This is a genomic window from Pseudomonas sp. LPH60, assembly GCF_030718165.1.
GTDB classification, from domain to species: domain Bacteria; phylum Pseudomonadota; class Gammaproteobacteria; order Pseudomonadales; family Pseudomonadaceae; genus Aquipseudomonas; species Aquipseudomonas danubii.
Genome location: NZ_JAVAJH010000001.1, coordinates 185027 through 198248, shown reverse-complemented (window position 1 = coordinate 198248; position 13222 = coordinate 185027). Strand labels below are relative to the sequence as shown.

At 61.9% G+C, this 13222-nt stretch carries 11 protein-coding genes, 6 tRNA genes and 1 pseudogene; 6 read left to right on the top strand and 12 right to left on the bottom strand.

What is annotated here, in order from left to right; all coding sequences use genetic code 11:
• Nucleotides 1-27: 27 nt before the first annotated feature.
• Nucleotides 28-651: a glutathione S-transferase gene (locus Q8O96_RS00970; protein WP_102863932.1), complete on the bottom strand. Its 624-nt coding sequence runs from the start codon at nucleotides 649-651 to the stop codon at nucleotides 28-30.
• A gap of 42 nt (nucleotides 652-693) precedes the next feature.
• Nucleotides 694-1353: a transglutaminase family protein gene (locus Q8O96_RS00965; RefSeq protein WP_250329322.1), complete on the bottom strand. Its 660-nt coding sequence runs from the start codon at nucleotides 1351-1353 to the stop codon at nucleotides 694-696.
• Between the two features lie 228 nt (nucleotides 1354-1581).
• On the opposite strand from Q8O96_RS00965, the gene Q8O96_RS00960 reads away from it, so the two are divergent.
• Both Q8O96_RS00960 and Q8O96_RS00955 read left to right on the top strand, forming a co-directional pair.
• Nucleotides 1582-4029 carry an acyl-CoA dehydrogenase gene (locus Q8O96_RS00960; protein WP_207167287.1) on the top strand — a complete coding sequence of 816 codons (2448 nt, stop codon included), beginning with the start codon at nucleotides 1582-1584 and terminating at the stop codon, nucleotides 4027-4029.
• An 85-nt stretch (nucleotides 4030-4114) separates the two neighbouring features.
• Complete coding sequence (locus Q8O96_RS00955; RefSeq protein WP_016968255.1) at nucleotides 4115-4522, top strand: PA2817 family protein; 408 nt, start codon at nucleotides 4115-4117, stop codon at nucleotides 4520-4522.
• Between the two features lie 162 nt (nucleotides 4523-4684).
• Here the strand turns inward: Q8O96_RS00955 and Q8O96_RS00950 are convergent, their stop codons facing one another.
• Nucleotides 4685-5638, bottom strand: coding sequence for a LysR family transcriptional regulator (locus Q8O96_RS00950; protein WP_102863935.1), 954 nt, complete (start codon nucleotides 5636-5638; stop codon nucleotides 4685-4687).
• Between the two features lie 89 nt (nucleotides 5639-5727).
• Between Q8O96_RS00950 and Q8O96_RS00945 the strand changes: the two genes are divergently transcribed.
• Both Q8O96_RS00945 and Q8O96_RS00940 read left to right on the top strand, forming a co-directional pair.
• Nucleotides 5728-6354: an alanyl-tRNA editing protein gene (locus Q8O96_RS00945; RefSeq protein WP_305948221.1), complete on the top strand. Its 627-nt coding sequence runs from the start codon at nucleotides 5728-5730 to the stop codon at nucleotides 6352-6354.
• Nucleotides 6355-6397: 43 nt separating this feature from the next.
• Nucleotides 6398-7030, top strand: a complete 633-nt coding sequence (locus Q8O96_RS00940; protein WP_102863937.1) for a LysE family translocator — start codon at nucleotides 6398-6400, stop codon at nucleotides 7028-7030.
• A gap of 124 nt (nucleotides 7031-7154) precedes the next feature.
• Here the strand turns inward: Q8O96_RS00940 and Q8O96_RS00935 are convergent.
• The 6 genes from Q8O96_RS00935 to Q8O96_RS00910 form a co-directional block, all read right to left on the bottom strand.
• Nucleotides 7155-7230 (bottom strand) — tRNA-Gly (locus tag Q8O96_RS00935).
• A gap of 3 nt (nucleotides 7231-7233) precedes the next feature.
• Nucleotides 7234-7309: transfer RNA gene (locus tag Q8O96_RS00930), tRNA-Glu, on the bottom strand.
• Between the two features lie 104 nt (nucleotides 7310-7413).
• Nucleotides 7414-7489 (bottom strand) — tRNA-Gly (locus tag Q8O96_RS00925).
• A 3-nt stretch (nucleotides 7490-7492) separates the two neighbouring features.
• A tRNA-Glu gene (locus Q8O96_RS00920) sits at nucleotides 7493-7568 on the bottom strand.
• Nucleotides 7569-7672: 104 nt separating this feature from the next.
• Nucleotides 7673-7748 (bottom strand) — tRNA-Gly (locus tag Q8O96_RS00915).
• Between the two features lie 2 nt (nucleotides 7749-7750).
• Nucleotides 7751-7826 (bottom strand) — tRNA-Glu (locus tag Q8O96_RS00910).
• 379 nt (nucleotides 7827-8205) lie between these two features.
• Here Q8O96_RS00910 and Q8O96_RS00905 point away from each other — a divergent pair.
• On the top strand, nucleotides 8206-8964 hold the full coding sequence (locus tag Q8O96_RS00905) for a hypothetical protein (RefSeq protein ID WP_180988587.1): 759 nt from the start codon (nucleotides 8206-8208) through the stop codon (nucleotides 8962-8964).
• Nucleotides 8965-9033: 69 nt separating this feature from the next.
• Here the strand turns inward: Q8O96_RS00905 and Q8O96_RS31105 are convergent, their stop codons facing one another.
• From Q8O96_RS31105 to Q8O96_RS00895, 3 genes and pseudogenes are all read right to left on the bottom strand, one after another.
• Entirely contained in the window at nucleotides 9034-9897 is an 864-nt protein-coding gene (locus Q8O96_RS31105; RefSeq protein ID WP_371826160.1) for a methyl-accepting chemotaxis protein, read from the bottom strand.
• A pseudogene (locus tag Q8O96_RS31100) lies at nucleotides 9895-10119 on the bottom strand (HAMP domain-containing protein); the annotation flags it as partial. The pseudogene Q8O96_RS31100 and the gene Q8O96_RS31105, both read right to left, overlap by 3 nt.
• Nucleotides 10120-11201: 1082 nt before the next feature.
• Nucleotides 11202-11963: an SDR family oxidoreductase gene (locus tag Q8O96_RS00895; protein WP_102863940.1), complete on the bottom strand. Its 762-nt coding sequence runs from the start codon at nucleotides 11961-11963 to the stop codon at nucleotides 11202-11204.
• Between the two features lie 237 nt (nucleotides 11964-12200).
• On the opposite strand from Q8O96_RS00895, the gene Q8O96_RS00890 reads away from it, so the two are divergent.
• Nucleotides 12201-13205: an NADP-dependent oxidoreductase gene (locus Q8O96_RS00890; protein ID WP_110595188.1), complete on the top strand. Its 1005-nt coding sequence runs from the start codon at nucleotides 12201-12203 to the stop codon at nucleotides 13203-13205.
• The last annotated feature ends 17 nt before the right edge of the window (nucleotides 13206-13222 follow it).

The following is a 13222-nucleotide window of genomic DNA, read 5'->3' as shown; positions in this document are numbered from 1 at the left end:
TACAGTCACGCGTATCGATAGTGGGTATTAAGTCAACGCGGTCATCACCGCCTGACGATAAGCCGGACGCTGCTTCAAGCGCTGGTACCAGGCCTCAAGATGAGGCATCGAAGGCCGCTCGATGGGCATCTCGAACCAGGCATAGATGAAGCTGCCCAGCGGGATATCGCCCACGCCGATTTCTTCTCCCGACAGATAGGGCTGCCCAGCCAACACCTGATCGACCCGGGCCAGCAACTCGGCGCAAGTGGCCTTGGCGGCATTGATCTGTTGCCAGTCCTGCTGCGCCGCGGGAGTACGCAACACGCCCCAGAACAACTGCCGGAACGGTTCGGCGAAGGTCGAGGTGGTCCAGTCCATCCACTTCTCGGCACTGGCCCGGACCTGCACATCGGCCGGATACCAGTGGCTATTGGCGGCATGCCGGGCCGCCAGGTAACGCACGATGCTGTTGGACTCCCAGAGCACGAAGCCATCGTCTTCAATCATTGGGATGCGCCCATTGGGGTTCAGCGCCCGATATTCCGGGGTGTCCACTACGCCGAAGGCACCGCCGGCATCCAGGGACTCATAGGCCAGCGCCAATTCTTCAGCGCACCACAACGCCTTCCTGACATTCGACGAGTTCTTGCGACCCCAGATCTTCAGCATGACCATCCCTCAGTAATGAATGCCGGGGCAGTCTACGCCTGATCAGCCGCGACTCAAATCGCCGTGCATGCCCCCCAGCAACCCCGGGCTCTGCTCACTGAACAGATGGGGGTAGCACTTTTCCAGGTGGCCAAAGAACAGGCTCTGCGGCACATCGGCGAAGCGCCCATGGTCCACCAGGTACTCCATGGATTGGTCACCCTGGCGGTTGAAGGGGTGGAAAACACTGTCCTGCACACCGTCAAAATCCAGCGGCGCCACGTCGAACAACTCGCACAGACTCTGATTGAACGCCGGCGTCGCCTTGACCCAGCGTCCGTGCAGGTACAACTCGGTGTAGCCGTGCATGGCAAACACATCGCTGCGCAGCAACTCCAGCAGACGGGGCGTCGACAGATGATTGCGCACATCCGCCAGACCGATACGCGCCGCAATCCCGCAATGCCTTGCGCAGCCGGCGAGCAAAGTGGCCTTGGGCACGCAATAGCTTTCGCCGCTGGCCAGGGCATGGCTGCCTCGCAAGGTCTCGGGATCGCGACTGAAGGAATAGAAGTTGTAGCGCACGGCCTCACGCACGGCGTAGTACAGGCTCACCGCCTGCTGTCGCGGATCACCACTGGCACCGCGATGAGATTCGGCGAACTCCACCACTGCAGGGTGGTCACTATCGATGAAGCGGCTGGGACGCAGGTACTCGTGCATGGGCAAAACCTCCGAGCGAAGCCTGGAGTCTATCGAGGCGTGCGCCCCAGCGATAACGACGTTTCGGCCAAAGGTCAGGGTCGGCTCGATCCAATCGGACCGGGTTTGCCAGCCTTGGCTCGACGGCAAAGCCTAGCGCTGTACTCGCACCGCACCGATCACCCGCTTTGTCGGAGGCCGACTAAGCTCTGAAGGTGATTTGGCCCCTGGTTTCATGGAGGATTGAATATGCTGTTGTTGTGGATACTGGTTCTGCTGGTTGGAGTGGCCTACCTGGCGCACCGCCGCACTGCCCCTCTGCCCGCCCTGGGTGCAGTGGCCGTTTTCGTGCTGGCCATGGGCGCCTTCAGCCGAGCACCCGGCTGGTTGTTGCTGGTTTTCTGGGTAGTGCTGGCGGCCGTCGCCGCGCCTTTGCTGCTACCGGACCTGCGACGCAAGTACTTCAGCGCACCGCTGTTCGCCTGGTTCCAGAAGGTCCTGCCGCCGATGTCGCAGACCGAGCGCGACGCCATCGACGCCGGCACCGTGTGGTGGGACGGCGAGCTGTTCAGCGGCCGCCCGGACTGGAACACCTTGCTGGCCTACCCCAAGGCCCAGTTGACCGATGAAGAACAAGCCTTTATCGACGGCCCCACCGAAGAACTCTGCGCCATGGTCAGTGACTGGCAGATTGGCCAGCACATGGACCTGCCGCCCGCGGCCTGGACCCATATCAAGGAACATGGCTTCTTTGCCCTGATCATTCCCAAGGAGTACGGCGGCAAGGGTTTTTCCGCCTACGCCCACTCTCAGGTAGCGATGAAGCTGGCGACCCGCAGCGGCGACCTGGCCTCCACGGTCATGGTCCCCAACTCCCTGGGCCCGGCGGAACTGCTGCTGCATTACGGCACCGAAGAACAACGCAACCACTACCTGCCGCGCCTGGCTCGTGGTGACGACATCCCCTGCTTCGCCCTCACCGGCCCATTGGCAGGCTCCGACGCAGGAGCCATGCCCGACACCGGCATCATCTGCAAGGGCCAATGGCAAGGCGAGGAAACCCTCGGCCTGCGCCTGAACTGGGAAAAGCGCTACATCACCCTGGGCCCGGTGGCCACCCTGCTGGGGCTGGCCTTCAAGGCCCACGACCCGGATCACCTGCTGGGGGACGAGGAAGACCTGGGCATCAGCCTGGCGCTGATCCCCACCGATACCCCGGGGGTCGAGATCGGCCGCCGCCACCTGCCCCTGGGCGCGGCCTTCATGAACGGCCCCAATTCCGGCAAGGACGTGTTCATTCCCCTGGACTACTTGATCGGCGGCCGGGAAATGCTCGGCAAAGGCTGGATGATGCTGATGAACTGCCTGTCGGTGGGACGCTCGATCTCCCTGCCGGCGGTGGGCACCGGCGCCGCCAAGTTCACCAGCCTGGTGACGGGCCAGTACGCCCAGGTACGGGAGCAGTTCAATGTGCCCCTCAGCGCCTTCGAGGGGATTCAGGAGGCCCTGGCCCGCCTCGGCGGCAATGCCTGGCTGATGGACAGCGCGCGCATGCTGACCGCCAACGCCGTGGACCTGGGAGAGAAACCCTCGGTGCTGTCGGCCATTCTCAAGTACCACCTCACTGAGCGCGGACGCGAGTGCATCAGCCACGCCATGGACGTGCACGGTGGCAAGGGCATCATCATGGGGCCCAACAACTACCTGGGCCGCAGTTGGCAGGGCGCGCCGATCTTCATCACCGTGGAAGGCGCCAATATCCTCTCGCGCAACCTGATGATCTTTGGCCAGGGGGCCATCCGCTGCCATCCGTTCGTGCTCAAGGAAATGGCCCTGGCCGGACGCGAGGACCATGACCAGGCCCTGCAGGAATTCGACGCCCTGCTGCTGCAGCACATTGGTTTTGCCGTGAGCAACGCCGCCAGCACCCTGGTGCTGAACCTGGGCCTGGGCCACTTCGAACAAAACCCGGGAGACAAGCTCAGCCAAGGCTACTTCCGCGCCCTGAACCGCCAGGCTGCGGCCTTCGCCCTGCTGGCCGACGTGTCCATGATGCTCCTGGGGGGCGAGCTCAAGCGCCGCGAGCGCCTGTCGGCGCGCCTGGGCGACGTGCTCAGCCACCTGTACCTGGCCTCGGCGGCGCTCAAGCGCTATCACGATCTGGATTCACCGGAGTACTTGCGGCCCCTGCTGGCCTGGGCCCTGGAAGAAAGCCTTGGCCACTCCGAACGCGCCCTGGACGAGTTGCTCAGCAACTTCCCCAGCCGAGTGTTCGGCTGCCTGCTACGGGTATTGGTGTTCCCCTTCGGCCGTCGCCATACCGGGCCGTCGGACCGCCTGGATGCCGAAGTGGCGGCGATCATTGGCCGCGCCCAAGGCGACCCGGCCCTGGAAGCGGTGCTCGCCGGCTGCTATCGCCCGCAATCGACGGACGATCCGGTAGGCGCCCTGCTGCACGCCTGCGACCTGCTGAGCGCGACCCGTCCGCTGCAGAAAAAACTCCACGAAGCGCTGAAAAGCGGCCAGGTCAAACCGGCGGCGGGCGAGTCGCCCATCGATGCGGCCCTGGACGCCGGCGTGCTGCAAGCGGCCGAAGCCCAGAGCCTGCGAGACGCCGAAGCGGCGCGACGCAAAGTCATCGACGTGGATGATTTCGCCAAGGAGGAACTGACCTTGAGCGAGGGCAAGACCCGCTAAACGGGCCCCTGGGGACAGGTCGATTATGAAACCGGGCGCGAGGGCTATATACTCCCGCGCCCGTTTTGCTCTTGAGGACCCTGTCATGTCCAACGTCGTCGCCGATCATCTCGTCCTCCTGGACCACCTGCGCAGCATCCTGGTGGCGGTGGGAGAAGCCGAACAGGTTCCCGAAGAAAGCCATGCGCTGTTCCTGGAGCGCTTCGATGAACTGCGCGCCTCGCTGCCGATCGACCCGATCGAAAGCCAGTACCTGGGCCAGGACCTGCTGTGCCAGATCATGCAGCGCTATCCGCAGATCGCTCATCTGGTGCCGCGCGACCTGCTGTGGTTCTTCGCCGGTGACTGCCTGCACTACATGCCCGATGAAGAAATCGACCTGTACCAGGCCCTGGAAGAACGCCGCTTCGAAGCCGAGCAGAACGACGAGCCCTTCGACTGGAACCAGGAAAAACAGCTGCTGGCGCTCTCCGCCCAGGACAGCAAGCACTGATTGCCGCGCCTCGCGCAACCAAGGCCCGCCCGGCTTTTCCGGCGGGCCTTTTTTTATCCCCGCCTTATCGCGTCGTCCTCGTAGGAGCCGGCTTGCCGGCGAAGAGGCCCTTGGGTTTTTGCATCGCCCTCAAAGGCATCTTCACTGGCAAGCCGACAGTTTCTACAAGATGCGTTCGGCTTTGCCGGGGCGGTTCAAGGTCGGCTCCCGAGCCAGGCACTCCACCAGATAGTCGATGAAGACCCGCAGCTTGGGCGGCAGGTAGCGGGTTGGCGAATGCAGGAGCCAGGCACCGCCGTGATAGGACGCAAGAAAGGTCCACTCCGGCAACACCTGGACAATCAGCCCCTGCTCCAGAGCATGACGCGCGGTGAAATACGGCAGGCTGCCAATGCCCAGATGCTGCAGCACCGCATCCAGGCGCACACCCGTGTGGTTGGCGGCATAACGCCCGCGCACACCAACAGTCACCGCCTTGCCGCCTTGGGTGAACTTCCACCGCGCATCGCTGGGGGTTTCCCCGAGATAGATGCAACTGTGCTGGCGCAGGTCCTGAGGATGCTGCGGCGTACCCTGCTGCGCCAGATACTGCGGGGTGGCACACAGCAGGTGATCAATGCGCAACAACTGACGACCAATCAAACCTGGCGGCGGGCGATCGGTGATGCGAATCGCCAGGTCGACATTGTCTTCAATCAGGTCGATATCCCTGTCTTCATGCAGCAGTTCGACATCCACCTTCGGGTAGCGCCGAAGAAACTCCGGCATATGGGGATGCACCACGAAGCGCCCCACTGCCTTGGGCACACTGACCCGCACCACGCCCTCGGCCTCGTGGGTGAACTGTCCGCTGATCTCCATGACCGAACGGGCCGCACTGACCATCTCGCTGCAGCGCTTGAAAACCTCTTCGCCGCCGTCGCTCAAGCGCAACTTGCGGGTGGTGCGTTGCAGCAGGCGCGTGGCCAGGGCCTTCTCCAGCCGCGAGATGCTGCGGCTCACCGCTGACGGCGAGGAACCCAGCTGACGCGCCGCTTCGGAAAAGCTGCCGGTTTCAACGACCCTGACGAAGATGGCCATTTCTGCCAGCAAAGGCAGGGGGAGATTTATGCTCATGACGCAATAGTCCATTGAGTTTTGAACGGATTATCACGCAATTACCCAAGCCTCATAATAAAAAAACACTTGGTTCCAGGGTTTGAGAAATGACGCTTCGCCTGTACTACGAACACGACCTGCTGACTGCCCCAGTAGAACTGCTGACCTGCGTGCCCCGGGACGATCTGTTCGCCGCGACCTTGCGCGCCACACCCTTTCATCCCCAGGGTGGCGGCCAACCCAGCGACACCGGTTGGATTGGCGAGGCCCGCGTGCTGCGAGTCACCCAGGAAGGCGAGCAGATCGTGCATTACCTGACCCAGCCGCTGACGCCGGGAAGCCATGAAGCTCGCGTCGATGAAGAGCAGCGCCTGTTCAACAGCCGCATGCACTCCGCCGGACACTTGATTGGCCACTTCGTACAGAGCCTGGGCTGGATACCGATCAAGGCTCATCACTGGCCGAACGAGGGACGGGTGTCGTTCAAGCCCGGCGAACAGCCTCAGGCAATCGACTGCGCCCGGGTGCAGAACGCCCTCGCACGATGGATCAGCGAGGATTTTCCCCGGCATATTTCCCTGGCCGCCGGATCGCGCCAGATCAGCTTCGGCCAGTTGCCCGCCTACGGTTGCGGCGGCACTCACGTCCGGCACCTGCAACAGCTGGGACGGGTGATCATCGACTCGGTCGCAGAGAAGAAAGGCACCCTTTCAGTCAGCTACAGCCTCGGCTGAGCCACCCACGCTTTTACCCACCTTCCTGCCTTGCGGAGTCCGCATGCTGTCCAATTATCTTGGGGAATTTCTTGCCCTGGCCGTCGTTCACTTTCTTGCCGTGGTCGCCCCAGGCCCGGACTTTGCCGTCACCATTCGCCAGAGCGTGCGCTTTGGCCGAATGACCGGTGTCTGTACCGCCCTGGGAATCGGCGCCGGCATTTCGGTGCATGTGCTCTACACCCTGCTGGGGGTCGGCGCACTGATGCACGCTACGCCCTGGCTGCTGAGCGCCGCCAAGCTGCTGGGCGCGGCCTACATTCTGTACCTGGGCGTCAGCCTGTTGCGCAGCAAGGCCAAGACCAGCATCCCAGGCGACACCGCGCCGGATGAGCCGCAGCAGACGTTGCTGCGAGCCTTTATCACCGGTTTCCTGACCAACGCCACCAACCCCAAGGCGACCCTGTTTTTCCTGGCGATCTTCACCACCCTGGTCAGCGCCACCACGCCGTTGAGCATTCAGGCGCTGTATGGCGCCTGGATGTGCCTGGTGAACGCCCTGTGGTTCGTCATCGTCGCGCTGTTCTTTTCCAGCACCCGGGTCCGCCTGCTGTTCATGCGCCTGGGGCACTGGTTCGAGCGCTGTATGGGGCTGATCCTGCTGCTGTTCGCCGGACGCCTGCTGCTGTCGCTGTAAGCGACCCACGACAAAGGCCCGCACAGTCGTCTGACTGGCGGGCCTTTTTTTGTCCACGGCTGGACGAAGCGTTGAATCGCAGACAAACAAAAACGCCGCTCAGTGAGCGGCGTTTTTGTGAATTTGGAGCGGGAAACGAGACTCGAACTCGCGACCCCGACCTTGGCAAGGTCGTGCTCTACCAACTGAGCTATTCCCGCAAATGGCGTCCCCTAGGGGACTCGAACCCCTGTTACCGCCGTGAAAGGGCGGTGTCCTAGGCCACTAGACGAAGGGGACACGCTACCCGGAACACATGGTGTGTGTTTCGGTGCCCAGATCCTCATCCGAAGACTTGGTTCTGGTTTCACTCGACCCCGCCCGAAAGCAGTGTCGTTTAAAATTGGAGCGGGAAACGAGACTCGAACTCGCGACCCCGACCTTGGCAAGGTCGTGCTCTACCAACTGAGCTATTCCCGCAAATGGCGTCCCCTAGGGGACTCGAACCCCTGTTACCGCCGTGAAAGGGCGGTGTCCTAGGCCACTAGACGAAGGGGACACGCTACCCGGAACACATGGTGTGTGTTTCGGTGTCCAGAACCTCATCCAAAGACTTGGTTCTGGTTTCACTCGACCCCGCCCGAAAGCAGTGCCGTTTAAAATTGGAGCGGGAAACGAGACTCGAACTCGCGACCCCGACCTTGGCAAGGTCGTGCTCTACCAACTGAGCTATTCCCGCATTGGCGTCCCCTAGGGGACTCGAACCCCTGTTACCGCCGTGAAAGGGCGGTGTCCTAGGCCACTAGACGAAGGGGACACGCTACAACATTCACTACCTTCAACGTTTCGCGCTTTGCTTTCCGTTGAAAGTGGCGCGCATTCTATGGATGCTTTGGGAGGCCGTCAACCCCCAGATATAATTTTATTTAAATCAATGACTTCGGAGTGGTTTTAGGCTCACTTCGAGCTTTTCTGCCGTCCGCGCTTTGACGCCTATATTCTGGCACTCGACAAGACGCTATAGTCCCCCGCAGCCGGTGATGGCAATTTGAACCTGGGGCTCACCCTGGTGGTTCTATACCTATATAAGCAGCACAACTCATGCCCGGCTCGTCGAGCGGCGCTATGCGTCTAAATGCCAAGCCACTACACTCGCACGCGAATCCTATAACGAGGTTTTAACGGTGACACCACTCATGATCACCCTGCTGGTAATAGCCGGGATCGCACTATTGATCGCCATTGGCTACATGAACCATGTGGTGGAAAACAACAAACTGGAAAAGGCCCGCACCAAAGTCGAACTCAATGATCGCCTGCGCCGCTGCGGCGAGATCACCGAAACCTTCCCCGGCCAGTTCATGACACCGGCCCTCAAGCTGCTGCTGACACGACTGGAACTCAACGTTGTGCAGCGCATGCTCAACCTCGACAAGACAGACACCGCCCTCAAGGCACGTCAGGCCGAGCTCAATACCTTGATCGGTCAGGGCGAATCGATTCCGGTGAACAATCCACCGTCGCCGATCCAGACCGAAGCCAAGGCCAAGGATGTTCGCTTCCTGCTGGAGGCCATGCACGGCCAGGTCACCCGTGCCGCCCACGATGGCTTCCTGCAACCCAATGAAGCCAAGCGCTGGATCAAGGAGATCCGCCATATCCTGGTGCTGCTGCATATCGAGTTCTTCAACAACCTGGGGCAATACGCCCTGCAACAGAACCAGCCGGGCCAGGCCCGCCTGGCCTTCGAGCGCGGCGTGCAATACCTGCGCAAGCAACCGGACCCGGCGGTCTACAAGGAACAGCTGGAATACCTGGACAAACTCCTGGCCCGTGCCAACGCCATGGTGCTATCGACCCTGGAGCCCGCGCCAGACGAGGACAACGAGCTGACCCAAGGCCTGAAGACCGTGGAAGCCGACGCCGACTGGAAGAAGAAAGCCATCTACGACTGATATGAAAAACCCCTGCCTGGTGCATCCAGCGCCAGGCAGGGGTTCGATGCAACAGCGCCCTCTTCGCCGCTACAAGCGGAAATGCCCCACCATCCCCTTCAACTCCACACCCAACTGCGCCAGCTCGATGCTCGACGCAGCATTGCCTTGCATGGCCAGGGAAGACTGATCGGCACTGGCACGAATGCTGGTGACACTGCGATTGATCTCTTCAGCCACCGAACTCTGCTGTTCGGCGGCAGCGGCAATCTGCTGGTTCATCTGCTGAATCAACGACACCGCCGCGGCAATACTGCCCAGGGCACTTTCAGTCTGCAGGGCATCGCTGACCGCCAGCTTCACCAGCTCGCCGCTGCTCTGGATCTGCTGCACGGAAGAATCGGCAGCCGCATGCAATGCCGTCACCAGACGCGCGATCTCCTCGGTGGACTGCTGGGTACGTTTGGCCAAGGCCCGCACTTCATCGGCCACCACCGCAAAGCCCCTGCCCTGCTCCCCCGCCCTTGCCGCCTCGATGGCGGCATTGAGGGCCAGCAGGTTGGTCTGCTCGGCAACGCTCTTGATGACATCCAGCACGCTGCCGATGTTGTCGATCTCTGCGCTCAGGCTCTCGATGCCGCTGCTGGCCCGGGTCGCGGAATCCGCCAACTGCTCGATGCGCTGCATGCTCTGGCGCACGACCTGCTGGCCACTCTCCACCTTGTCATCCGCCGCCTGGGCGGCCTGGGCCGCTTGCTCGGCATTGCGCGCCACATCGTGCACCGTGGCGGTCATCTGATTCATGGCGGTGGCCACCTGCTCGGTTTCTTCCTTCTGGGTACTGACTTCAAGGTTGGTCTGCTCGGTCACCGAGGACAGTGACTGCGCCGAACTGGCCAGTTGTTCGATCCCGGCCTGCAGGCCACTGACGATACCGCTCAGGCCACTGCCCATCTGCTGCATCGCCTGCATCAACTGGCCGATCTCGTCACGCCGGGTGACCACCACCGTGGCACTCAGGTCCCCCGCCGCGATCTGCTGGGCCACATGCATCACACTGCGTAGCGGACGAACGATCAGGCGAGTGATGCTCAAGGCCGCCAGCAGCCCCACCAGCAATGCCAAGGCCGAGGAGCCGATGATCAGCAGGGTGTTTTTCTCCAGCTCCCCCTGCATCGACAGATCTTCAGCGGCATAAGCCTGGTCGACCCGTTCCATCACCTGGGCGGCGCGCTCATGCAACGTCTGATAGACCTGTTGCTCCCGAGCCAACAGGCCGGTGTATTCGTTGAGTTTTTCGCTGAAGTTGCCGATGTGCCCAGCGACCTCGTTGAGCACCGTCTGGTAGCCCGCATCCTTGACTGCGCTCTTCAACTGCTCGGCTTGAGCCAGGGCCTGCTCGGCCTGCTCGATATTGCCCTGCTCGGCACTGCCTTGCTCATCCCCCTTGCGATTCTGGTCCAGGCGCACCCGAGCTTCGTTCATGGCTTGCAGCATCAGGCGCGAAACCTGGCTGATCTGATTGGCCTGTTCGATGAACTCCGCGCCCTCCTTGCCCAGGGAATCCTTGAGCGTATAGGCACCGTCATCCGCCAGACCGGCCTGCAGCACATCAAGGTTGTTGGCCACACTGGACACCGACCAACTGGCCATTTCCAGGGCCAGGTCCTTGGCCTGGGTCAGCTCGACGAATTCATCGAAGGCCTTGCGGTAGTCCGCCAGCGCCAGTTCGACCTCCCCCATCACTGACTGGTTGGCGGTCGACTGCCCCTTGAGATGCTGGGCCAGGAGCAACAATGCATCGAGGCTTTCATGCAGGCTGTCCACCGTCTTGCTGTCGCCGTGCAAGGCATAGTCCTGCTCCAGCAGTCGCACCTTGAGCACGCCACTGTTGAGCTGGGACATCTGCTTGAGGCCATCGAAACGCTGGCTGACGGTTTGCAGGGACCAAACGCCGATGCCGGCCACCAGGGCCGTCAAGAGCAACACCAGGGCAAAACCGATACCCAGTTTCTTTGCCATGCCCAGGTTGGCAAAACGTCCACTCGCGGCCGAAGTCATGGTGCGCAGTCCCCTTACTATCCCCAATGGCAATAAGGCCATTTTGTCTTTGCGAAGGGTCGCAACGGCGTGCACCGACGCACAAGTCTCTGACGTCGGAATAATGGCAAAAAGCTACGCCGAGGTCGTTTTCAGGACACTGGAGGTCGATTCCGTCGGGCCCCGGCGGGCTGTCGCGCCAAGGCCCGAGCCTGCATTCAGATGGCCGTGGCGCCGCCGTCGACAGTCAAGGCGTGTCCAGTGGTGAAAGCGGCACCATCACTGCACAGATAGAGCACCGCACTGGCAATCTCCTCGACTTTACCAATACGCCCCACCGGGTGCATCGCCGCGGCAAATTCGGCCTTCTTCGGGTCAGCCTCATAGGCCCGGCGGAACATGTCGGTGTCGATCACTGCCGGGCAGACGGCATTCACCCGAATCTTCTTTTTGGCGTACTCGATGGCCGCAGACTTGGTCAGGCCGATCACGGCATGCTTGGACGCCGCATAGATGCTCATCTTCGGAGCGGCGCCCAGGCCAGCCACCGAAGCGGTGTTGACGATCGCGCCGCCGCCCTGGGCAAGCAGCAGCGGCAGCTGGTATTTCATGCACAACCAGACCCCTTTGACGTTGACCCCCATGATGGCGTCGAACTCATCCAGGGAGCCTTCCGCTAAGCGCCCCTTCTCGATCTCGATCCCGGCATTGTTGAAGGCATAGTCCAGACGGCCATAAGCCTCGATTGTCCGGGCCATGAGGTTCTGCACGTCCGCCTCCCGGGTGACGTTGCAAGACACGAACAGCGCCTCGCCTCCAGCCGCCTGGATAAGCGCCACCGTCTCTTCGCCTCCGAGCACATCCAGATCCGCCACCACCACTTTCAAACCTTCTGCGGCGAATGCCTGGGCAGTCGCCCGGCCGATACCGTTGGCCGCGCCGGTCACCAGGGCCACCTGGCCGGAAAACGTCATGCTCATTGCAAAGATCCTCGATCAAGTACGGGTCAGCTACCCAATCCAATCTAGCCACAGCCGGCCATGGTCGCGTCAGCACTATCAAAAGGCCGGTTGAGGTCTTATGCCTGCTGGTGATGAACGCCCCCCTCTCTACATCACCACACTGGATTGGCTCCCATTCGCTGGACTGGCAAACCTTGCGACAACGTCCTTGAGGGTCTATCAACTAGAGCTTCATTCACCCCTTGAGTGCCTGTCATGACCACCCTGACCAATCGCCAGTTCCTGCTCGCCAAACGTCCCGTCGGGGCAGCCACCCGCGAGACCTTTACCTACCAGCAGGTCGCCGTCGGCGAACCGGCAGCGGGGCAGATTCTGGTGAAGAACCAATACCTGTCCCTGGACCCGGCGATGCGCGGCTGGATGAATGAAGGCAAGTCCTATATCCCGCCGGTGGCGATTGGCGAGGTCATGCGCGCCCTTGGGGTGGGCCAGGTGATTGCCTCGAACAACCCGGGATTCGCAGTCGGCGATTACGTCAATGGTGCCCTGGGTGTGCAGGACTATTTCCTGGGCGAGCCCCGGGGCTTCTACAAGGTCGACCCCAAGCTGGCCCCTCTGCCGCGCTACCTTTCAGCCCTGGGCATGACCGGTATGACGGCCTATTTCGCCCTGCTGGATGTCGGCGCGCCCAAGGCCGGTGACACCGTGGTGCTGTCCGGTGCGGCAGGCGCAGTGGGCAGCATCGCCGGGCAGATCGCCAAGATCAAAGGCTGCCGGGTGGTGGGCATCGCCGGCGGCCAGGACAAGTGCAAATTCCTCATCGACGAACTGGGTTTTGACGGCGCCATCGACTACAAGAGCGAAGACGTGCACGCCGGGCTCAAGCGTGAGTGCCCCAAAGGCGTCGATGTGTATTTCGACAACGTTGGCGGCGACATTCTCGATGCCGTGCTCAGCCGCCTGAACCTCAAGGCCCGGGTGGTGATCTGTGGCGCCATCAGCCAGTACAACAACAAGGAAGCGGTCAAGGGACCGGCCAACTACCTGTCGCTGCTGGTCAACCGTGCGCGCATGGAGGGGTTCGTGGTGATGGACTACGCCTCGCAGTTCGCCGCCGCCGGACAGGAAATGGCCGGCTGGATGGCCAAAGGGCAACTCAAGAGCAAGGAGGATATTGTCGAAGGCCTGGAGACCTTTCCGGAAACGCTGACCAAGCTGTTCAGCGGTGAGAACTTCGGCAAGCTGGTACTGAAGGTCTGACCTGCAGGAGCCGGCAA